General features: G+C 35.3%; 23 protein-coding genes. 19 read left to right on the plus strand and 4 right to left on the minus strand.

Annotation, left to right across the window (positions count from 1 at the left end; translation table 11 throughout):
• Positions 1-81: 81 nt before the first annotated feature.
• The 16 genes from tilS (at position 82) to KKI44_RS11480 (ending at position 13,509) form a co-directional block, all read left to right on the plus strand.
• On the plus strand, positions 82-1,404 hold the full coding sequence (tilS, locus tag KKI44_RS11405; RefSeq protein ID WP_214587397.1) for a tRNA lysidine(34) synthetase TilS: 1,323 nt from the start codon (positions 82-84) through the stop codon (positions 1,402-1,404).
• A complete protein-coding gene (locus KKI44_RS11410; RefSeq protein WP_214587398.1) occupies positions 1,401-1,955 on the plus strand; it encodes an RNA polymerase sigma factor in 555 nt (184 codons plus the stop codon). Before tilS ends, KKI44_RS11410 begins: the two co-directional genes overlap by 4 nt.
• 99 nt (positions 1,956-2,054) lie before the next feature.
• Positions 2,055-3,017 carry a redoxin domain-containing protein gene (locus tag KKI44_RS11415; RefSeq protein ID WP_214587399.1) on the plus strand — a complete coding sequence of 321 codons (963 nt, stop codon included), beginning with the start codon at positions 2,055-2,057 and terminating at the stop codon, positions 3,015-3,017.
• 168 nt (positions 3,018-3,185) lie between these two features.
• Positions 3,186-3,635, plus strand: coding sequence for a YHS domain-containing (seleno)protein (locus KKI44_RS11420; protein WP_214587400.1), 450 nt, complete (start codon positions 3,186-3,188; stop codon positions 3,633-3,635).
• Between the two features lie 28 nt (positions 3,636-3,663).
• A complete protein-coding gene (locus KKI44_RS11425) occupies positions 3,664-4,578 on the plus strand; it encodes a hypothetical protein (protein ID WP_214587401.1) in 915 nt (304 codons plus the stop codon).
• Between the two features lie 45 nt (positions 4,579-4,623).
• Positions 4,624-5,052, plus strand: coding sequence for a DM13 domain-containing protein (locus KKI44_RS11430; RefSeq protein ID WP_214587402.1), 429 nt, complete (start codon positions 4,624-4,626; stop codon positions 5,050-5,052).
• 97 nt (positions 5,053-5,149) lie between these two features.
• The gene (locus tag KKI44_RS11435; protein WP_059136181.1) at positions 5,150-5,518 is read left to right on the plus strand and encodes a DoxX family protein; all 369 of its coding nucleotides are present in this window, start codon (positions 5,150-5,152) and stop codon (positions 5,516-5,518) included.
• The gene (locus KKI44_RS11440) at positions 5,511-6,020 is read left to right on the plus strand and encodes a DinB family protein (RefSeq protein WP_214587403.1); all 510 of its coding nucleotides are present in this window, start codon (positions 5,511-5,513) and stop codon (positions 6,018-6,020) included. The genes KKI44_RS11435 and KKI44_RS11440 overlap by 8 nt, the downstream gene beginning before the upstream one ends.
• Positions 6,021-6,731 carry an NRDE family protein gene (locus KKI44_RS11445; RefSeq protein ID WP_214587404.1) on the plus strand — a complete coding sequence of 237 codons (711 nt, stop codon included), beginning with the start codon at positions 6,021-6,023 and terminating at the stop codon, positions 6,729-6,731.
• Positions 6,706-7,758, plus strand: a complete 1,053-nt coding sequence (locus KKI44_RS11450) for a D-alanine--D-alanine ligase (protein WP_214587405.1) — start codon at positions 6,706-6,708, stop codon at positions 7,756-7,758. The genes KKI44_RS11445 and KKI44_RS11450 overlap by 26 nt, the downstream gene beginning before the upstream one ends.
• A 51-nt stretch (positions 7,759-7,809) precedes the next feature.
• Positions 7,810-9,885 (plus strand): protein-disulfide reductase DsbD family protein, encoded by a 2,076-nt coding sequence (locus KKI44_RS11455; protein ID WP_214587406.1) that lies wholly within the window; start codon positions 7,810-7,812, stop codon positions 9,883-9,885.
• A gap of 358 nt (positions 9,886-10,243) precedes the next feature.
• Positions 10,244-10,771, plus strand: a complete 528-nt coding sequence (locus KKI44_RS11460; RefSeq protein ID WP_214587407.1) for a biopolymer transporter ExbD — start codon at positions 10,244-10,246, stop codon at positions 10,769-10,771.
• 54 nt (positions 10,772-10,825) lie between these two features.
• Positions 10,826-11,335 carry a hypothetical protein gene (locus tag KKI44_RS11465; protein ID WP_214587408.1) on the plus strand — a complete coding sequence of 170 codons (510 nt, stop codon included), beginning with the start codon at positions 10,826-10,828 and terminating at the stop codon, positions 11,333-11,335.
• Between the two features lie 75 nt (positions 11,336-11,410).
• Positions 11,411-11,920, plus strand: coding sequence for a hypothetical protein (locus tag KKI44_RS11470; RefSeq protein ID WP_214587409.1), 510 nt, complete (start codon positions 11,411-11,413; stop codon positions 11,918-11,920).
• Positions 11,921-11,930: 10 nt separating this feature from the next.
• A complete protein-coding gene (locus tag KKI44_RS11475; protein ID WP_214587410.1) occupies positions 11,931-12,713 on the plus strand; it encodes an alpha/beta fold hydrolase in 783 nt (260 codons plus the stop codon).
• Between the two features lies 1 nt (position 12,714).
• On the plus strand, positions 12,715-13,509 hold the full coding sequence (locus KKI44_RS11480; RefSeq protein ID WP_250902057.1) for a patatin-like phospholipase family protein: 795 nt from the start codon (positions 12,715-12,717) through the stop codon (positions 13,507-13,509).
• 287 nt (positions 13,510-13,796) lie between these two features.
• Here KKI44_RS11480 and KKI44_RS11485 read toward each other — a convergent pair whose 3' ends face one another.
• Positions 13,797-14,804, minus strand: a complete 1,008-nt coding sequence (locus KKI44_RS11485; RefSeq protein WP_214591148.1) for a DHH family phosphoesterase — start codon at positions 14,802-14,804, stop codon at positions 13,797-13,799.
• Between the two features lie 236 nt (positions 14,805-15,040).
• On the opposite strand from KKI44_RS11485, the gene rpmH reads away from it, so the two are divergent.
• Together rpmH and KKI44_RS11495 are read left to right on the plus strand one after the other, a co-directional pair.
• Positions 15,041-15,199, plus strand: coding sequence for a 50S ribosomal protein L34 (gene rpmH, locus KKI44_RS11490; protein ID WP_007843334.1), 159 nt, complete (start codon positions 15,041-15,043; stop codon positions 15,197-15,199).
• A 153-nt stretch (positions 15,200-15,352) separates the two neighbouring features.
• Positions 15,353-16,063 (plus strand): cell division ATP-binding protein FtsE, encoded by a 711-nt coding sequence (locus tag KKI44_RS11495; protein ID WP_214587411.1) that lies wholly within the window; start codon positions 15,353-15,355, stop codon positions 16,061-16,063.
• Positions 16,064-16,198: 135 nt separating this feature from the next.
• On the opposite strand, the gene KKI44_RS11500 is transcribed toward KKI44_RS11495, so the two are convergent.
• From KKI44_RS11500 to KKI44_RS11510, 3 genes are read right to left on the minus strand one after another with little or no spacing between them, the layout of a single operon-like run.
• Entirely contained in the window at positions 16,199-16,894 is a 696-nt protein-coding gene (locus KKI44_RS11500) for a tRNA1(Val) (adenine(37)-N6)-methyltransferase (RefSeq protein WP_214587412.1), read from the minus strand.
• Complete coding sequence (locus KKI44_RS11505) at positions 16,894-18,348, minus strand: sensor histidine kinase (protein WP_214587413.1); 1,455 nt, start codon at positions 18,346-18,348, stop codon at positions 16,894-16,896. Before KKI44_RS11505 ends, KKI44_RS11500 begins: the two co-directional genes overlap by 1 nt.
• 3 nt (positions 18,349-18,351) lie before the next feature.
• A complete protein-coding gene (locus KKI44_RS11510; protein ID WP_214587414.1) occupies positions 18,352-18,936 on the minus strand; it encodes a riboflavin synthase in 585 nt (194 codons plus the stop codon).
• 49 nt (positions 18,937-18,985) lie between these two features.
• Between KKI44_RS11510 and pdxA the strand changes: the two genes are divergently transcribed.
• Positions 18,986-20,077, plus strand: coding sequence for a 4-hydroxythreonine-4-phosphate dehydrogenase PdxA (gene pdxA / locus KKI44_RS11515; protein WP_214587415.1), 1,092 nt, complete (start codon positions 18,986-18,988; stop codon positions 20,075-20,077).
• The last annotated feature ends 24 nt before the right edge of the window (positions 20,078-20,101 follow it).

Raw genomic sequence — 20,101 nt, forward strand, 5'->3', positions numbered from 1 at the left:
TCATTTTTAGACGAACCAAAGGTAACGAAATTCATTTTAATTATATGAATTATCTTTGCATAAAAGAAATTCCGGAGATCCATGCTGAACCTAGACCACTTTAAAAATCAGCTCAAAAATATTGTTGATTCCCCCGAAAACCGAAGCTATCTTCTTGCGGTGAGCGGAGGTGCAGATTCTATGGTTTTAGCACACTGTTTTAAGGACTTAGACGTTCGTTTTCAGGTTGCTCATATCAATTATAAACTTCGGGGAGAAGACTCGGATCTGGATCAGAAAACGGTGGAGGATTTTTGTGAGAAAAACGATATTAAATTTCATTTATACAAAGTTTCAGAAAAAGATCAGAAGCCGGAAAATTCTATTCAGCTTTGGGCAAGAGAACTGCGGTATCAATTTTTCAGAAAGGTTCAAAAAGAAGAAAATCTTGAATTTCTTGTTACGGCGCATCATCTGAACGATCAACTGGAAACTTTCATCATCAATCTTTCAAAAGCAGCCGGAATTAACGGATTGAGCGGAATTCCGGCAAACGACAATCATATTTTAAGACCTCTTTTAAATTTCACAAAAGGAGAAATCTACGAATTCGCAGAAGAAAATAATATTGAATATCGTGAAGATCTGTCTAATAAGAAAAATGATTATTTAAGAAATAAAATCCGAAACGAAATTATTCCGAAACTTCTGGAAACCAACGATCATTTTCTGGAAAATTTCAAAAAAAGCTCTTCTTATTTAAACCAGACCAAAGATTTTGTTCAGCAGCAGATTCAGGAGATCGAAAACAGGATTTCCGTTTTTAACAAAGAATATAAAGTTTTATCTAAAAACAAGCTGAATCAAGAAAGTGATTTTGTAAAATTTGAGATTTTAAAAAAATATGGTTTCAATCAGGAAGAAGAAATACCGAAAATTTTTAAAGCTGAAAACGGAAGCACTTTTTTTTCAAAAGACTATCGGCTAATCGTCAATTATGACGAACTGGTTGTAAGCAAAAAAATGGAAAACGGAAAATGGAAACCTGAAGAGCAAAGTAATGATGAAATTCTTCTGATGGAAAATTTTGATTTTTCTGAAAACCAAATTACCTTTAATCTCGAAAGTATAATTGAAATTGAGCAAATCAATAAAAGTTTTGAGTGGGAATTTGATGCTCAGAAAATTCGTTTCCCACTGCGTTTAAGAAAACAGAAAGACGGTGATGAATTTTTTCCCGCGGGATTCTCAGGAAAAAAGAAAGTTTCTAAGTTTTTTAGGGACGAAAAAATATCTATTTTAGCAAGGCAAAAAATCTGGCTTCTTACCGATGGCGAAGATTCCGTACTCGGAATTATTCCTTTCCGGCAGGACAGAAATTTCATGGCGACCAAAGACACAAAAAAAACACTGAAGATACGATGAATAAAAGAAAAACAAATGCTTTAGCCATCGAAGATTTCCAAGAAGACAACAATGTTGCTTTTGGCGTTCTTTATCAAAAATATTTCGTTTATACCCGGAAATTTGTTTTGGGAAATAAAGGAAATATGGAAGATGCTGAAGATGTTTTTCAGGATGCTTTGATTATTCTGTACGAAAAACTGTACGATGACGATTTCAAAGCGTACACTTGTCTTGCGAACTACGTTACCGGAATTTCCAAAAACCTTTGGCTGAAAAAATTGCGCAACCGAAACTTTTTTGTGGAAATGCACGAAAGCTATTATTTTGAAAACAAAGAAGAGATCAACCAGGCAATAGAAAACGAAAGGAATTATTATGATAAACTTAATGATTACATCAATAAAATTTCTTCGCACTGCCAAAACCTCATCCACGATATTTTTATGAAGAATAAAAATATGGAAGAAATACAGGAAAAATACAAGTATTCTACCAAGCATAATGCGCAAAATCAAAAGCATAAATGTGTAGAACAAATCCGGAAAATAAAAAAAGACGATAATTTTTAAAACTGATTATCAGTACTTTAAATAAAATAATTAAAAAATCACCTTTTCATCGGGTGATTTTTTCTGCTTTTGGGAACTTCATAGTAAATACTTTATCTTATGTTCACCAAAATAATTTATACGTTTTTTTTCTTAGTTGCCATTTCGTTCAATGCACAAAGCAAAACCGGAATTCAATTTCAGACTAAAAATTTAGAAGAAGCCAAAAAATTGGCACAACAGGAAAACAAACTCATCTTCATCGATCTGTACACCACTTGGTGTGGTCCCTGTAAACTGATGAAAAAGAATACGTTCCCGAATCCTGAACTGGGAGAATTTTTCAATAAAAATTTCATCAGCCTTTATATTGATGCCGAAAAAGAAGGAACAGAGCTTGCCAAAAAATTTAAAATCGTTAATTATCCGTCCTTTCTTTTCTTAGACCAGGACGGCGAATTGGTGCAGTACGAATATGGATATTACAACGCTGCACAATTTTTAAATATCGGAAAGTCGGTTACAGAGAAAAGAAATTCAGACAAAAAAACACCGACAATCAGCGAAGTGAAGGGCAAAATGGTGGGTGAAACGATTCCCAACTTTACAGCAAAAGATCAGTTTGAAAAAACATTTTCTCTGTCTCAGGAAAAAAAGAAAACCGTGGTGGTTTTCATTCGTGGACAATGGTGTCCGTATTGTAATAAATATGTTGAAAATCTACAAAATCTTGCTCCCGAATTACAGTCGAAAAACACAAGACTGGTCATCATTTCTCCCGAAAAACCTGAGTTTATCGCAAAAACCATCAGCAAAACCAAAACCGCGTATTCCGTTTTGTATGATGAAAACTACAAAATCGCAGAACTTTTTGATGTTCTGTACACACCCGAGAAAAAAACGCTCGACTTCTACGAAAAATATCTTGGAGACGATTTCAAGAAAAGCCGTTCCGATGAGTCTGGAAGATTACCCATTTCTGCGACCTATATTTTAGATGAAAATCAAAAAATCATCTGGAGACATTTCAATCCCGATTACAAAGAAAGAGCTTCACTGGAGGATATTTTAAAACAACTTTAATTAAAAATTTTCACCGCAAAAGTGGCAAAAGAAATGACTAATAAAAAGAAACATAAAAGAAAGCAAAAACGCATATTTTGAAAACTTTTGAAAATCTAAAATCCGATGCAAACCTTTGATTCTTTTGCGGTTAAAACATTTTATATAAACAACTTTAATTAAAAAATCATGAAAAATACAATCACCCTTATTCTCGTATTTCTGCTTCCTTTTTTGGCATTTTCCCAAAAAGCAGAACATAGAAATTTAGAAAACAAACTGGCAATTCAGTGCTATGATCCCGTTTCTTACATCGAACAGAAAAAAGCGGTAAAAGGGAAAAAAGAATTTGCGGTCAATGTAAACGGAGCCATTTATTATACTTCTTCGGAAAAAAATAAAGAACTCCTGAAAAAAGATCCCGCAAAATACGAACCTGTTTACGGCGGTTGGTGCGCTTTTGCAATGGGAGATGATGGTGAGAAAGTAGAAATCAATCCCACGACTTTTAAAATCATTGACGGAAAAACACACCTGTTCTACAATAAATTTTTCAACAATACCCTGACTTCATGGAACAAGAACGAGGCAAAACTGAAAAAAAGTGCAGACCAAAACTGGAAAAAACTGACCAATTAATCCTCACAAAAAAAATAAATATCTACATATGAAAACCTTTAAAATTTTCTTGGGAACTGCTTTTTTACTGCTTTTGCAAAGCAATCATTTAGTTGCACAGGGATGCAGTGACGCCGGATTCTGTACGGTTAACAGTTTTCAGCCGAATAACAATGACAGCATCAAAACTTATCATAATCAGATTAAAACCGGAATTTTCTTTGGTAAAGCAGATAATTCGATTTCTGTTTTCGGGAATTATGTGGAATACAACAGACAAATCAATGATAAATTTGGAGTTGATGCAAAACTGACGACTTTGGCGCAAAACGGTAATAATATTTCCACTTTTGGGCTTTCTGATTTGTTTCTGAATGCCAATTATAAAGCTAACGAAAAACTAAAATTTACATTAGGTGCGAAAATCCCTTTGTCAGATGCAGGGAAATCTAAGAATAATATCCCGTTGCCAATGGATTATCAGTCCAGTTTAGGAACGCTGGATTTAATTGTAGGTGTGGGTTACGAAATCAAAAAAATCCAGTTAGTTGCCGCTCTTCAACAGCCTCTAACGCAGAACGAGAATCAGTTTCTGGCATCACAGTATCCCGCAAGTTCAGCACTGAGAGGATTTTTGTCCACCAATAAATTCCAGAGAAGCGGCGATGTTTTGCTGAGAGTTTCTTATCCTTTAATGATTCATCCGAAAATAAGACTTACGCCAAGTATTTTGCCTATTTATCACCTGAAGAACGACCGTTTTACCAACCAAAACAATGTAGAACTGGAAATTAACAATTCGAAAGGACTTACACTGAACGGAAATGTCTATCTGGATTACGAAATCAACCGAAGAAATGGACTTCAGCTTAATGTGGGTATTCCTTTTGTCGTGAGAACATCCAGACCCGATGGACTGACGAGAAGCTTCATTGCCAATGTTGAATACAGAGTGAAATTTTAAATTCTTTAATCAGAAAATTTACAACAAATAAAAACATCAGAAATTATGAAAACAATGATCACCTTTATTTTTGCGTCCTTTCTCTTGGTTTCCTGCCTCAGAGAAAGCACTGCAACAGAAGATTTAATGGAAATGGCTCCTGAAAATTCGGTCTTAAAATATTCCGGAGATTTTATGCAGGGACCTTACGGAAATAACGTTAACGGAAAAGCAGAAATCTATGAAAAAAACGGAGTCTTCACATTGGTTTTAAATGAAAACTTCACCATCAGCAACGGTCCGGATCTTTACGTGTATGTAAGCAAAGAACAGCAGCCATCGCAATTTGTTTCTTTAGGTAAGCTGAAATCTGTGAACGGCGGACAAACCTACACTTTTACGGGTTCAGTAAATTTCGATGAGTACAAATACGCAGTCGTTCATTGTCAACAATACAATCATCTGTTTTCTTACGCTTTACTGGAGAAAAAATAACATTACAAATATGAAATCGCCATTAACGAATTTGGAAGCAAACACCGATGAAGATGTAGCGATAACATATGACCTTTAAAAACAATAAAATATACATATGAAAAACTATATCAATTGGGCATTACGATTAATTCCCGCCCTAATTTTACTGCAGACTTTATTCTTCAAATTTACGGCTCATCCGGATTCTGTCGCCATTTTTTCCCAACTTCACGCAGAACCTTTCGGAAGGATTTTTTCAGGAGTATTGGAACTCATCACAGCAGTTTTAATTCTGAACCCTAAAACCACTTTTTGGGGTGCCGTTCTGGGACTGGTAACGATGATTGGAGCAATTGCCTCACACATTTTCATTCTGGGAATCGATACCAATAACGATGGCGGAAAATTGTTTTACCTTGCGCTTACCGTTTTTGTTTTCTGTGTGATTCTTTTAATTAAATTTAAAAAAGGAAAGTATGAATAAAGACCAATCGGTTTATGCGATCTTACACGAGATCCTTACCGAACAACAGAATTTACTGAGAAAAGTTTCGGCAAAAATGTACACTCAGAGTATTCCTTCTCTGGACGGTTCTACCATTGGCGGTCACACAAGACATATTATTGAGTTTCTGGAAATTTTACGGAATTCTTACCACACGAATCAGATTAATTATGACGAAAGACAGAGAAATCCGGAACTGGAAAAGAATCCTGAAAAGGCAATAGAAATTATTTCCGAAATACTTTTCAGCATTAATTTGCCCAACAAAAATTTGACAATGCATCAAACCGTGGGAACTATTTCTTTAGAAATTCCGACCAATTTCTTTCGGGAACTTTTGTACAATATTGAGCATTGCATTCATCATCAGGCTTTGATAAAAGTAGCTTTTAACGAAATTAAAATGAGCCATCTTCTCAACAAAAATTTTGGAATTGCCCCTTCAACAATTCAATACAGAGAAACCCAAAATTTAAACTAAATGTGTACTGTAACGTATTTTCCGCTTAAAAATAAAATTGTTCTGACTTCCAACAGGGACGAGAAACCCAATCGTTCTGCACAGGAAATTCATCGTGAAAAAGGTATCTTTTATCCGAAAGATGCCACCAAAAACGGAACTTGGTTTGCGGTTTCAGAAAACGGAAATGTCCTCATTTTATTAAACGGTGCTTTTGAAAATCATCCGGTAAAAACAAATTACCGGAAAAGCCGTGGACTGATTGTTTTGGATTTAATGAATGAAGAAAACATTTTCAACGTTTTACAATTTATTGATTTAGAAAACATTGAACCTTTTACGTTGGTGATTTTTCAGGAAAAACAATTGGCGGAATTTCGCTGGAACGGAACCGAAAAACATTTTAAAACATTAGACGTTCATCTTCCGTGCATCTGGTCTTCCGCAACTTTGTACGATGCAAAAGCACAGGAAAAAAGAAGGGAAATTTTCAAAGAATTTCTGCAAATCGAGCCGATTTCCGAAGAAGATATTTTAGATTTCCATCATCAGAAAACCGATGATCTGGAAAACGGAATTACCATCAAAAGACAAAATACGATACAAACCATCAGTACGACACAGCTCGTTATTTCCGATGAAACGACACTGAAACATTACGACCGACTGAACCCAGATTCTAAACCCGAAAAAATTTCCCTCAAAAATGAAACTCAAACATCGCCTTCATAAAATTGCACATTGGGAATACTGGTCTACTTTTTCCATTTACCTGCCGCTTTTTCCGGTTTGGCTATACTGTGCATATAAAGCAAGAACACTGTTGTTCTTCCACGGTGCAAATCCTTCTATAAGATACGGAGGAATGGCAATGGAAAGCAAAAAAGAAATCTACGATCTGATTCCCGAAAACTGGATCCCGAAAACGGTTTTTGTGTCTTCAGAAATTTCATTTAACGAAATTTTATCTGAATTAAAATCACAAACCATCAATTTCCCCGTTATTGTAAAACCCAATATCGGATTGAAAGGTTTGGGCGTTGTTCAGGTTGAAAATTTAAACGAACTGGAAGATTATCAAAAAAATAATGCCTGTGATTTTTTAATTCAGGAAAAAATAAATTATCAGCATGAAGTCGGGATTTTTTACCACCGTTTTCCGGACGAAAAAAAAGGAAAGATTACAGGAATGGTGAAAAAAGAATTTCTTTCCGTAAAAGGAAACGGCAGAAAAACGTTGAGAGAACTGGTGATGGAAAATCCCAGAAGTGCGTTCCAGATCAAAGCCATAGAACAGAAAATGGGAAGCGAAATGCAGAAAACAGTTCCTGAAAACGAAGAAATAATTCTGATCCCGTTCGGAAGCCATACGAGAGGCGCGAAATTTATTGATATTTCAAGTGAAGTTACCGAAAAATTAGAACAAAAAATAGATGAAATCTGTACCAAAGTGAATGGCTTTTATTTCGGAAGACTGGATGTGATGTTTGAAAATTTGGAACTTCTAAAAGAGGGAAAGAATTTAAAAATCATCGAAATAAACGGTGCTAAAAGCGAACCAACGCATATGTACGATCCGAAACACTCCTTATTTTTTGCATGGAAAGAAATTGCAAAACACTGGAACATCATGGCAGAAATCAGCAGAAAAAACCACGAAACCGGATTTCCTTATCTGGATGTAAAAGAGGGATTTTCTGCGCTGAAAAACAATCTTGCCATAGAAAAAAGGCTGAGGAAGATTTCTTCGGTTGATTAATCTGCAAAAAACAGTTACTTTTGTAGTAAAGTATTTACATAAAATTACAATATGAAATTCTCTTCGATTTATAAAATCCCGTTGCTGCTTTTCTTTTTTATTACCCTTGCAGTTTCGGGACAAATCAAAAATCCTGTAAAATTTAAATTTACCATCAACGAACTAGGCGACAATCAATATGAAGCCGTCCTTAATGCTACCATGGAAAGCGGTTGGCATATTTACTCCAAAGATATTCCTGAAGATACGGGAATTCCTACTGATTATAAAGTTTCAGGGAAAAACATAGAACTGATCGGGAAATTTACCGAAGTGGGTAAAAAGCATGAAGAATTTTCTGAGGCTTTCGGCGGAAAAATCATTTTCTATTCCAATACCGCAGGTTTCAAACAGAAATTTAAGCTGAAAGACGGAACAAAACCGGGAGATGTTGTTGCTGAAATTACGTATCAGACTTGTGACGACAGAGTCTGTCTTGCTCCGAACACATTAGAATTCAACAAACAGGTTACGCCAAAAGGTGCGACTGAGGAAGTAAAAACCGATGAAAAAACAACGGCAAAAGATTCTTTGCAGCCAGTTGTGGATACGTTGGGCAATGTTGTTCAACCTGCTGTTCCAAGTGCGGAAACCCAAAAACTTGATCCTAAAAATTTAAAAATAGAATCCATTAATTTCCAGAAACCATTAACGGACTGCGGAACAGGATCATCAAAAATCAGCGAAAACTACTGGACTTATCTGCTGTTAGGATTTATCGGAGGTTTAATTGCCTTGTTAACACCGTGCGTTTTCCCGATGATTCCTTTAACGGTTTCGTTTTTTACCAAAGGAAATAAAAATCCGGCAAAAGGAAAAAGAGATGCTTTAATCTATGGATTTTTCATTCTTTTAATCTTTGTTTTACTGAGCGTTCCTTTCCATTTAATTGATGGAATTGCAGGAAATATCTTCAACGAAATTTCAACCAATGTATGGCTGAATATTGCGTTCTTCATCATATTCATTTTTTTCGCGGGAAGTTTCTTCGGCTACTATGATATTACTTTGCCAAGTTCTATTGCCAATAAATCTTCAAAAGCGGAAGAAGCGGGAGGAATTATCGGAATTTTCTTCATGGCTTTAACGCTGGTTATCGTTTCTTTCTCGTGTACAGGTCCTATTTTGGGAAGTTTATTGGGAAGTGCGATTACAGGTTCGGCGAATGTTCCGATGCTGCTTACTTTTGCTTTGGCAGGATTCGGATTGGCTTGGGCGATTGTTTTCGGTTTGCTGGCCTTATTTCCGCAGGCGCTGCAAAGTCTTCCGAAATCAGGAGGCTGGATGAATACGGTGAAAGTTGTCTTAGGATTCGTGGAACTGGCTCTTGCTTTAAAATTCTTATCCAAAGCAGATTTGGTTTCTAAAACATTCTTCATTAAAAGAGAGCTTTTTATCGGAATCTGGATTGTCGTAGCCATTGGTTTAGCCATTTATTTATTCGGATTAATCAAATTTCCGCATGACGACAAGAAACCGAAAATTTCTGTTACCAGAAAAATTTTAGGGATTTTAGGAATTGGTTTTGTGGTATATCTGGTTCAGGGATTAATTCCTTCTGACAGACCAAAACTGCAACTGTTAAGCGGAATTTTACCTCCGTTAAATGTAAGTTATTTCCATGACGAAAAAGACGGAATTCTGGGAATGCATCCTGAACACGATTTCTTTACCGCTATTGAATTAGCGAAAAAAGAAGGCAAGCCGATCTTAATTGACTTCACGGGGTACGGATGTGAAAACTGCCGAAAAATGGAAGAATTTGTGTGGAGCGAACCGGATATTTTACCAATTCTTCAAAACGACGTTGTTCTGGCTTCTCTTTATGTGGATGATAAAGAAGAGCTTCCTGAAGATCAGAAAACAAAAATTGATCTTGGTGACGGACAGGTGAAAAAAGTAAAAACAATCGGTGACCGATGGAGTCTTTTCCAGCAGGTGAATTTCAATAATAATTCCCAGCCGCATTATGTTTTATTAACGCCGGACGGAAAAGTAATCAACATGCCGGTTTCAGGATATATGGAGAAAGAAAAATTCAAAAAATTCCTTGAATGTGGGGTAAATTACTACAAGAAAAATAAATAATTTTAATTTAAAATACACAAAGCCTTATCAATTTTTTGGTAAGGCTTTTTTTATGAATTGATTTTAAACGCTATATACGCAAAGTTTATTGATATATGTTGAAAATATTTTCTGTTCGCAAAGGCACTTCGTTCAGCAAATGATAGCAGAAACTTTGCTTAATAAATTCTTAGGCTTTAGAAACCGTTATTTTTTTAATATATTGATTTTAAAAGATTTAAATAAAAACACACAGTAAAAATGTCAAATTAATACCATTTTTAAATTTTAGGTATAAACTTTGCATTGATTCAAAAATAAAAATAGAGATACAACACCCTTTATTGAAAATTGTTTAATATTTTAAAAACTATTAATTATGGCTAAAGTTATTGCACAAGAGAAGCAGGGAGGAAGCAAACAAAGAAAAAAACTGATCCGAGTTGACATGACTCCAATGGTAGATTTAGGATTTTTACTCATCACCTTTTTCATGTTTACCACGAATTTTACAAAACCTAATGTGATGGATTTAGGACTGCCTGCGAAGGATCCACATCCACCAACAATTAGTGATGTTGTAATTGACCAGAAAAATCAAATCACCTTTATTTTAGGAAAAGATAATCGAGTTTTCTATCATCAAAGTTATAAGGAAGAATTAAATAAAAACAATCTAAAAGAAACAAATTTTAGCGGAATTAATATCACTAAAATTATTTCTGAAGCCTACAATAACGCTCCAAACAAGGGAAAATTCACCATTATCGTTGAACCTACAGACGACGCAAACTATAAAAACTTTGTAGATGTTCTGGATAACATTGCCATTTCGAAGAAAGAACGATACGGAGTTACCGACATTAAACCTTGGGAAAAGAAAGTTTACGAAGAATTAATCAGATAAAATAAGAAGGGCATTTTTAAAATGCTCTTTTTTATTTATAAATTTCTTTTAAAAATGATTAAAAAAGCAATATTCATAATTCTCTGCTCTACCTTATTTTTAAATGCTCAAATAAAAGATACTATAGAGCATCATAATCTTTCTTTACACTTTAATAAACACAATGATCTTTATAAAGTTATAAACACACAGAACAATAAAGAGTTTAATGGTTGGGGATGGTACGAAAATGAAGAATCTTATAAAATATTTAATTATTATTTCCATAACAGATTAGTGTACCGCGACATTCGGGATCTTAATAATAAAATCATCCGCAGAGAATATCCTTTAAAAAATCAAAACAAATTGACAGTACATGAATTTTATGAAAACAATACGAGCCTGATTAAAAAGAAATATTCCATTAGTTTTATTTTTAATGATGAAGATATGCTTGAAAAGAAAAATGGAGAATATTGTGAATATTATAAGAATGGAAAAATAAAAACAAAAGGTCAATACAAAGACGATAAAAAGACAGGTAAATGGACTTCTTTTGATGAAAATGGAAAAATGCTTTAATTAGTCAATACACTGAATCGATTTTAAACTTAGTCTTGTATTTTTTATTTACTTTTGAGTATAATTTATTCATTAATGAAAAACTTTTTAACCGCAGTTGTTTTAGCCGCTTTTGCTGTTTCATGCTCCAAAAAAGAAGCAACTTCTACTTCCGATAAGACTGATAGTATAAAAATCATCGATTCCATTAACGCGGCGAGAACAAAAATCAACGACAGCATAAAATCCAAAAATCATTTTAAAGATTTCAGCGGATCTCATAAATTCACCCATAATTCAATTAAAAATTCAGGTTCTGTAAATTTCAAAAAAATTGATGGCGAAAGAGACCATTACGACGTTTCAGGAAATATCAGCTCCGGAAAAAACACCGTAGAAATAAAAGGATTTATGGCAGTTGTTTCAGACAAACACATGAATTTTACAGGAGAAATTACAGAAAGTATTTCGGCAAACGACAACGGAAAACCTTATACCAGAAAAGGAACAAAAACTTTCATGTCAAAGGACGGCGGAAAAACATACCGACTTCAGGATATGGTAAATGGTTCGGGATTTGTTGAATATATTGACATCCACTTTTAATTACTGAAATATGTTGAACTTCGAGAGAAAAGGAAACGGAAAAGAAACTTTGGTTCTGCTTCACGGCTTTATGGAAAATCTTTCTATCTGGAGCGATATGGAGCCTCATCTTTCCGACAATTTTTCATTGTTAAAAATAGATCTTCCCGGTCATGGACAATCTGAAATCATTGCGGAAGTTCAGACGATGGAACTGATGGCGGAAGAGGTAAAAAAAGTTTTGGATCATGAAAATATAACCAAAATTCACTTACTCGGACATTCGATGGGAGGTTACATTTCTCTGGCTTTCGCAGAAAAATATCCTGAATACCTGAAAAGTTTAACTTTATTTTTCTCCACGTATTTTCCTGATGATGCTGAGAAGAAAGAACAACGCATCAAAAGTTACCGCATCATTAAAGATGCTTTCGCACATTACGCAAGAGCGGGAGTTCCGAATCTGTTCAATCCGAACGAGAAAGACATTCTGGAAGGAAAAATAGAAACCGCTCTGGAAGTTGCCCTTTCTACGAATAATCTCGGAGCATTGGCTTCCGTAAAAGGAATGGTGGAACGAACGGACAAAAAGCATATTATGGAAAATCTTGAGGCAAAAATTTTGGTTCTTGCCGGAAAGCACGATAATGCAGTGAAAACCGAAACCATGATTAAACATCTTCCCGACCGCACCAACATTAAATCCTACATTCTTGATTGCGGACACAACGGACATTGGGAAAAGCCAAAAATCTGTGCAGAGATCATCAATACGGAGCTTCTTCACAATATGCCGAAACATTTGGTCTTTTAATATGCTGGATTTTTTCTCTTTCAAAAAAAAGAAACCCGTCATCGGTCTGACTCTTTCAGGCGGAGGAATGCGCGGAATTGCTCACATTGCGGTTTTAAAGGCTTTGGAAGAGTATGATCTGAAACCGGACATTATTTCAGGAACCAGTGCAGGATCAATTGTAGGAGCGTTTTATTCTTTCGGGAAATCTCCGGATGAAATGATGGAAATCGTAAAACAGACAACTTTTTTTTCGAGGTCTTATCTTAAACTTTCCAAAAACGGAATTTTCAGCTTGAAATTTATTCTGAAACTCTTCACCGATCATTTTCCGGAAGATGATTTTAACATTTTAAAAATTCCTCTGTATGTTGCCGCCACTGAAATGACGCACGGAATTGTAGATTTTTTCTCGGAAGGTAAACTTTTCATCCCGTTATTAGCTTCTTCGAGCGTTCCTTTTGTTTTGCCTCCGGTGAAAATTGGCGAAAAAATTTATGTAGACGGTGGTGTTTTAGACAATCTTCCGATTGAACCCATTGTAGACAAATGCGATTTTCTGATTGCTTCGCACGTTAATTCTATCAGTTATGACAGTCTTGAAAGAATGAGCTTAATGAAAGAATTTGACCGGATTTTACACTTGGCGATCGCAAAATCCGTGTATTCCAAAGCTAAGACCTGTGATATTTTTCTTGATCCTCCGAAAATGACGAAATTCAGTCTTTTCAACAAAAAATTTTTAGATATTATGTTTCAGGAAGTTTATGAATACACTTGTAAAGAACTTGAGGAAAAAGGATATTCGAGAGGTTAGAGTTGAGGGTTTTAGAGTCTTAGAGTTATAGCGTTGAGAGTTTTTAGAATGTGAATGAGTTTTATTGCGAACAGAATGAATGTCTGCAAAAACGTAGTTCAGGAGCGAAGAATCCATCTCTTCAGAAGAAGATTTAAATTGTGCGTTGATTATTTTTCAGGAATTTAAAATCAATAAAATCCAGATTCTTTACCCGACTTTATTTCTTTCTGAATAAAAAATATATGCAGCTTTCTCAGCCTAAACCTTAAACTTAACCTCAATCTCAGCCTAAACCTAAATCAAACTTACAAACTCTCCTCTCCTTCTATTTTCACTTTAAATGTTTCAATAGTTCCCTGCAAAGATTCGTAAGATTTTCCTCCGGCTGCATTGATGTGACCTCCTCCATTGAAATATTTTCTTGAGAATTGATTCACATCCATATCATCCTTACTTCTGAAAGAAATTTTAATAAAATCTTCATACAGATCTTCCATAAAGAATGCTGCCATTTTCACACCTAAAATACTCAGTCCGTAATTAACAAAACCTTCCGTATCGCCTTTCTGGAAGCCATATTCCTTCAGTTCTTCCCTTGTTAAATAAAGAACAGCTACTTTTCCGTCTTTTACCACTTCTATTCTTCCTAAAATCAGGGCTAATAAATGAAGACGGGAAACAGTATTCGTATCCCATGTATTGGAAGTAATCATAGCGGGATCTGCTCCGTGTTCGATGAGATTGGCAATAATCCTGTGTGTGGTTGCACTGGTAGAACGGAATCTGAAACCTCCTGTATCCGTCATAATTCCGGTATAAAGACATTCTGCAATATCGTTATTCACCAGATTTTCATCATTCATCGCTTCTATGAAATGATAAACCATCTGACAGGTCGCAGGAATTACGGTATCGGAATAAACAAAATCAAATTTCTCAGGCTGCTGATGATGGTCGATAAGAATCTTTTTTGCTCTGGAATTCGTAAGCCAGTCTCCCAAAATCCCGATTCTGGAAGGTGCATTGAAATCCAGACAGAAAATAACATCTGCTTCATAAATAAGATCAGAAGCTACTTTTCTTTTGTAGTCTGCAATCAGCACTTTTTTTGCTTCCGGCATCCATTTCAGAAACTTAGGAAAATCGTTCGGAACGATAACCTCTGCATGAATTCCTTTTGCTTTCAGATAATGTTTTAAACCAAGGCTGGAACCAATAGCATCGCCATCCGGATTATAATGGGTAAGAATTACAATTTTATGCTCCGGAGTAAGTAACTTGTTGATTTCTAAAAGTTCTGCTGGTGTAAACATCATGATGTTTATTTTTTCTTTAAATTTGAGTTTCCAAAGATAGAGCTTTTAAACAAATCATTGTGCATTATTTTATAATATCGGGAAAGTAGGCATCCCGTCGGCATTTGCAAAGAATGCATGAAAAAACAGTGTAATTTTTAAAAAAAAAGATTTGTAAAGTTTGCAACTTTTAAAAAATTCCATATCTTTGCAACCTGAAAATTAATAGATAATTACGATTTAAACATATAGTAATGAGTAAAAGAACATTCCAGCCATCAGAAAGAAAAAGAAGAAACAAACACGGTTTCAGAGAAAGAATGTCTACGCCAAATGGAAGAAGAGTTTTGGCTGCGAGAAGAGCTAAAGGCAGAAAGAGTTTAACTGTAAGTGCTTCACGCGCTAAGAGATAATCTTTTTATTATCATATACAAATCATGCTTGAAAAGTAGTTTTTCAGGCATTTTTTGTTGTTAAATTTTCCCAAAATTTAGGTTATTTATTCTTCTTTTTCCTATTTTTAAAATCTGAAAAAATTTTAAGAAAAAGTACTTTAAAACTGAATTATGCCACATACAAATATCGCCGGAGACAATATCATCAGCTTACAGCACGCGAAGATTGCCCAAAAAAACTTCACGGTTCTTTCTGATGTGAATCTGAACATCAAAAAAGGAAGATTCTGCTACCTTATCGGAAAAACAGGTTCCGGAAAAAGTTCCCTGCTGAAAACTTTGTACGGGCATATTCCTTTAGCTTCCGGACACGGCGCAGTGGTAGGTTTCGATCTTGCCAAACTGAGAGCTTCCGATGTTCCGAACCTGAGAAGAAAATTAGGAATTGTTTTTCAGGATTTCCAATTGCTTTCTGACAGAACGGTTGAAAAAAACCTGAAATTCGTACTGGAAGCAACAGGATGGAGCGATAAGACAAAAATGGAAGACCGAATTAACGAAGTTCTTGGCAGCGTAAATATGAAAAGCAAGAAGCACAAAATGCCGCACGAACTTTCAGGAGGGGAACAACAGCGTATTGCCATCGCAAGAGCGCTTCTGAATCATCCGGATCTTATTCTTGCGGATGAGCCTACAGGAAACCTTGACCCGGAAACGTCCAATGAAATCATGACTTTACTGAAGCAGGTTGCGCTTGAAAACGGAGCGGCTGTTGTTATGGCAACACACGATTATCATATGATCCAGAATTTTCCGGGTGAAGCCATAAGATGTGAAGACGGAAAAGTTTCCGTACTTGATACAGCAGAGTTATTTGAGTAAAATTTAACCATTAAGGACATTTAAGAAGTTAAGCTTATTTAAAAAATCGATTAAATTTAAATTATTGATTTCAAAATAAGGATTACTTAATATTCTTAACTCCTTAACAAACGGCTTAATGGTTAAAAATAGGTTTTATTTTCTAAAAACATGAAACTCTTTAGTGAGTTCAAGATATTGGTCCGAGTATTGTCTCGGACTTTTTTCTATAGTAAATTCGAGTTCTTCGAACGATTGCTCGTTTAAAGAAAATTCAAGAATCAGTCTTTTTGTTTTTGAGTTCTCAATGCCTTTAATGTTGATTTTTTTAATTAAAAAAAGCTGATTTTCATTCGCAATCTGAATAAAAGCGTTTCCGGCTTCAACAGGAATAACGACTGAAAATATTCCTTTTTCCGTTAGCAAAGAAGACGATTTTGAAATGAGCTGTCGGAAATTCAATTCAACGGTCTGCCTTGCGATTTTATCCTTTTCTGAGTCGGAAACTTCAAAATACGGCGGATTGGAAACAATGAGATCAAATTTTTCTTCGGATTCAAAATATTTAAAATCCTGATGAATATTTTCTAATCTTAAAGCAAAAGGTGAATTTTCAAAATTAAGCTTGGTGAGATGCGCCGCTTCTTCATTGATTTCAATTCCTAAAAATCTGGTATCTTTATTTCTTTGCGCTAACATCATCGAAATTAATCCGGTTCCTGTTCCGACTTCCAACACTTTGGAAGCATTCTCAACATCCGCTAAAGCCCCCAGCAAAACGCCGTCTGTTCCTACGCGAAAGACATTTTTAGACTGCTGAATTTCAAATTGTCTGAATGTAAAAGGTTTCACTATAAATTAGTCGGTAATGTGATGGTAAATGTCGATCCTTTTCCGACTTCGGATTTTACGGTAATTTCTCCTTTATAATCTTCCACCATTTTTCTTACCATGGAAAGACCAAGTCCCATTCCGCTGTTTTTTGAGGTGAAATTCGGCTCAAAAATCCTTTCGTAAATATTTTCCGGAATTCCGATTCCGTTGTCCTGAACAGAGATCATTACACGCCTTTGATGTTGTTCCAGATCTACATTGATGATTAATTTTCGCTCTTCACTTTCCGCCTGTCTTGCATTCGTTACAAGATTGGTAATGATTCTGGACAAATAGATTCTGTCCATATTAATCATGATATTGCTTTTATTGGAATGCATGAAAATACTATCATCATTAAAAACACGGAGAATATCTTCCACCTCAGTGTTCAGATTGATGATTTCATTGTTTTTTTCAGGAAGTTTGGCAAATTCCGAGAATGCAGAAGCTACGGTTGCAATCAAATCGATCTGATCGACCATGGTTTTGCTCATCTGTTTTACTCTTTCTCTGATATTCGGATCCTCGGGATCAAATTTTCTTTCAAAATTCTGAATGGTCAATTTCATTGGAGTTAAAGGATTTTTCACCTCATGCGCAACCTGTTTTGCCATTTCTCTCCATGCTTCTTCCGAAGCTTTAAAACGAAGCCTCTCTTTCTGATCCTGAATCTGGAGAATCATTCTGTTATATGCTCTTGCCAAAGCATTCAGTTCATCGTTTTTATAGTAACGGATCGGACGCATTTCATTTTCAAACAATGTAATGCGGGTAATCATATCCGAGAATTTCGTAATATTTTTTGCTAAACTGTTAGACATCACCCAACTAAACCACACACTGAACAAAATCAATAAAACATCTACAAGAACAATATACTTTACATAAACGTTTAAGACATCAAAATAAGCCGCTTCATCATGATAAAGCGGAATGTAAACTATACCTATAGGTTCTAAATCATTATTTTTCAACAATAAATACGAGGAAGTGAGTACTGCATCTTTTTTAGCATCATAACCTTTGGTATCAACTCGTGCTTTTGTGGCTAAAATCTTGTTGATGATGTTAATAGGAACCATTTTTTGTTCAATATGGTTACCTTCCCGATTAGACAAAATATAATTTCCTTTGAGATCATATATATAGATATCATGATGATTAATATCACCAATCTCATAAATTTTAGTTCCCAGAACTTTCTTCAGATCATCGGTTTTTACACGTACTCTGCTCAGTTCATAATCCAGATAACTCATTACAGTACCTGTCTTGTTCTGCATATCAATCTCACTCTGTTTCTCATAATTTTCTTTCAAAACAAAGTAAGGCACCAGCGAAGAAGCGACAACACTTAAAAGGCAAACCAACAGGAAACCGAAAAAAACCCGGTTCCTTAAGCTATATCCTTTATACACATTAATTGACATCCGCTATTTTTTAATTAACCTAGCAATATACTTACCAATTATATCAAATTCCAGATTAACTTTATCTCCAATTTTTAAATATTTCATATTTGTGAATTCCCATGTATACGGAATGATCGCTACAGAAAACTCCTTATCTTCACTTTTTGCCACGGTTAAACTTATTCCGTTTACTGTAATTGAGCCCTGCGGAACAGTTACAAAACTACCATTATCTTCATACTTCATCGTGATAAAATAACTTCCGTCTTTATTCTCAATATTCACCACTTCTCCGGTTTTATCTACGTGTCCCTGAACAATATGCCCGTCCAGTCTTCCGTCCATTTTCATGCAGCGTTCAAGGTTCACTACGGTTCCTTCCTGCCATTTTCCAAGATTTGTTTTTTCTAAAGTTTCATTGATGGCGGTTACAACATATCGGTCTCCATCGATTTTCACAACCGTAAGACAACATCCGTTGTGTGCAAGACTCTGGTCTATTTTCAATTCGTTGGTAAACGGGCATGTTAAGGTAAAATCTATATTGCTTCCGTTTTCTTCGATCTTCTCAATTACTCCAACTGCTTCAATAATTCCTGTGAACATATTATTTTTTGCTAAATTTGTAAAATTATAATGTTCAAAGATAATCAAAATGAGCCCAAAAAACCATAAAGTACGAGTAGGAATTTCAATCGGAGATTTCAACGGCATCGGTCCCGAAATCATCATGAAATCTCTTTCAGACAAAACCATTACGGATTTTTTCACTCCTGTAATTTTTGGTTCGGGAAAATTATTTACCTATCAGAAAAATATTTTTAAGTTAAATTTAAATTTTAACTACATCAACGAAGCTTCACAGGCACATGCAGGAAAACTGAATATGGTAAATCTGGTGAAGGAAAATTCGATGGTAGAACTGGGAACACCTACGGAAGAATCTACCAAAATGGCGATCGATTCTCTGGAAGCGGCTACCGAAGCTTTACTGAAAGGGGAAATCGATGTTTTGGTTACAGCACCCATCAATAAAGATGAAATGGTGAAAATGGGCTTTAAACACGCTGGTCACACAGGATATTTTGAAGAGAAATTCAATAAAAAAGGATTGATGTTTCTGGTAACGGAAGATCTGAAGGTGGCAGTTTCAACGCATCATATTCCGATTGCACAGGTTGCGGAGAATATTTCCAAGGAAAAAATTAAAAAACAGATCAGAGTTTTAAACCAGACTTTAATTGAAGATTTTAATATTACCAGACCTAAAATTGCCGTTCTGGGCTTAAATCCTCACGCTGGAGACGGCGGAGTGATCGGAAAAGAAGAAATTGAAGTTATTGCTCCGGCAATTAAGGAACTTTCAGACAACGGAATTCTTGCTTTCGGGCCTTTTCCGGCAGACAGTTTTTTCCAGCCCGGAAAATATAAAAGTTTCGATGCTGTACTAGCGATGTATCATGATCAAGGACTAGCTCCGTTTAAAACTCTGGCTTATGAAGAAGGGGTAAATTATACCGCAGGACTCCCGTTCATCAGAACCTCTCCGGATCATGGAACAGCTTATGATATTGCAGGAAAAAATGTTGCTGATGCACAAAGTTTTACGGAAGCTATTTTCACTGCCATTAAAATTTTCAGAAACAGAACGGAATACAATGAACTGATGGGCAATCGTCTGCAGCCAAGAAAAATAGCAGTAGACAACGGAATAGATGAAGATCTACCGGATGAAACTGAAGGATAAATCTTTAATAAAGATTTTAAATTA

The sequence above is a fragment of the Chryseobacterium sp. ZHDP1 genome, from assembly GCF_018603435.1.
Lineage (GTDB): Bacteria > Bacteroidota > Bacteroidia > Flavobacteriales > Weeksellaceae > Chryseobacterium > Chryseobacterium indicum.

Coding starts and splice junctions, on each gene's coding strand:
- tilS (WP_214587397.1), top strand. CDS start 82: ATGCTGAACCTAGACCACTTTAAAAATCAGCTCAAAAATATTGTTGAT.
- KKI44_RS11410 (WP_214587398.1), top strand. CDS start 1,401: ATGAATAAAAGAAAAACAAATGCTTTAGCCATCGAAGATTTCCAAGAA.
- KKI44_RS11415 (WP_214587399.1), top strand. CDS start 2,055: ATGTTCACCAAAATAATTTATACGTTTTTTTTCTTAGTTGCCATTTCG.
- KKI44_RS11420 (WP_214587400.1), top strand. CDS start 3,186: ATGAAAAATACAATCACCCTTATTCTCGTATTTCTGCTTCCTTTTTTG.
- KKI44_RS11425 (WP_214587401.1), top strand. CDS start 3,664: ATGAAAACCTTTAAAATTTTCTTGGGAACTGCTTTTTTACTGCTTTTG.
- KKI44_RS11430 (WP_214587402.1), top strand. CDS start 4,624: ATGAAAACAATGATCACCTTTATTTTTGCGTCCTTTCTCTTGGTTTCC.
- KKI44_RS11435 (WP_059136181.1), top strand. CDS start 5,150: ATGAAAAACTATATCAATTGGGCATTACGATTAATTCCCGCCCTAATT.
- KKI44_RS11440 (WP_214587403.1), top strand. CDS start 5,511: ATGAATAAAGACCAATCGGTTTATGCGATCTTACACGAGATCCTTACC.
- KKI44_RS11445 (WP_214587404.1), top strand. CDS start 6,021: ATGTGTACTGTAACGTATTTTCCGCTTAAAAATAAAATTGTTCTGACT.
- KKI44_RS11450 (WP_214587405.1), top strand. CDS start 6,706: ATGAAACTCAAACATCGCCTTCATAAAATTGCACATTGGGAATACTGG.
- KKI44_RS11455 (WP_214587406.1), top strand. CDS start 7,810: ATGAAATTCTCTTCGATTTATAAAATCCCGTTGCTGCTTTTCTTTTTT.
- KKI44_RS11460 (WP_214587407.1), top strand. CDS start 10,244: ATGGCTAAAGTTATTGCACAAGAGAAGCAGGGAGGAAGCAAACAAAGA.
- KKI44_RS11465 (WP_214587408.1), top strand. CDS start 10,826: ATGATTAAAAAAGCAATATTCATAATTCTCTGCTCTACCTTATTTTTA.
- KKI44_RS11470 (WP_214587409.1), top strand. CDS start 11,411: ATGAAAAACTTTTTAACCGCAGTTGTTTTAGCCGCTTTTGCTGTTTCA.
- KKI44_RS11475 (WP_214587410.1), top strand. CDS start 11,931: ATGTTGAACTTCGAGAGAAAAGGAAACGGAAAAGAAACTTTGGTTCTG.
- KKI44_RS11480 (WP_250902057.1), top strand. CDS start 12,715: ATGCTGGATTTTTTCTCTTTCAAAAAAAAGAAACCCGTCATCGGTCTG.
- KKI44_RS11485 (WP_214591148.1), bottom strand. CDS start 14,804: ATGTTTACACCAGCAGAACTTTTAGAAATCAACAAGTTACTTACTCCG.
- rpmH (WP_007843334.1), top strand. CDS start 15,041: ATGAGTAAAAGAACATTCCAGCCATCAGAAAGAAAAAGAAGAAACAAA.
- KKI44_RS11495 (WP_214587411.1), top strand. CDS start 15,353: ATGCCACATACAAATATCGCCGGAGACAATATCATCAGCTTACAGCAC.
- KKI44_RS11505 (WP_214587413.1), bottom strand. CDS start 18,348: ATGTCAATTAATGTGTATAAAGGATATAGCTTAAGGAACCGGGTTTTT.
- KKI44_RS11510 (WP_214587414.1), bottom strand. CDS start 18,936: ATGTTCACAGGAATTATTGAAGCAGTTGGAGTAATTGAGAAGATCGAA.
- pdxA (WP_214587415.1), top strand. CDS start 18,986: ATGAGCCCAAAAAACCATAAAGTACGAGTAGGAATTTCAATCGGAGAT.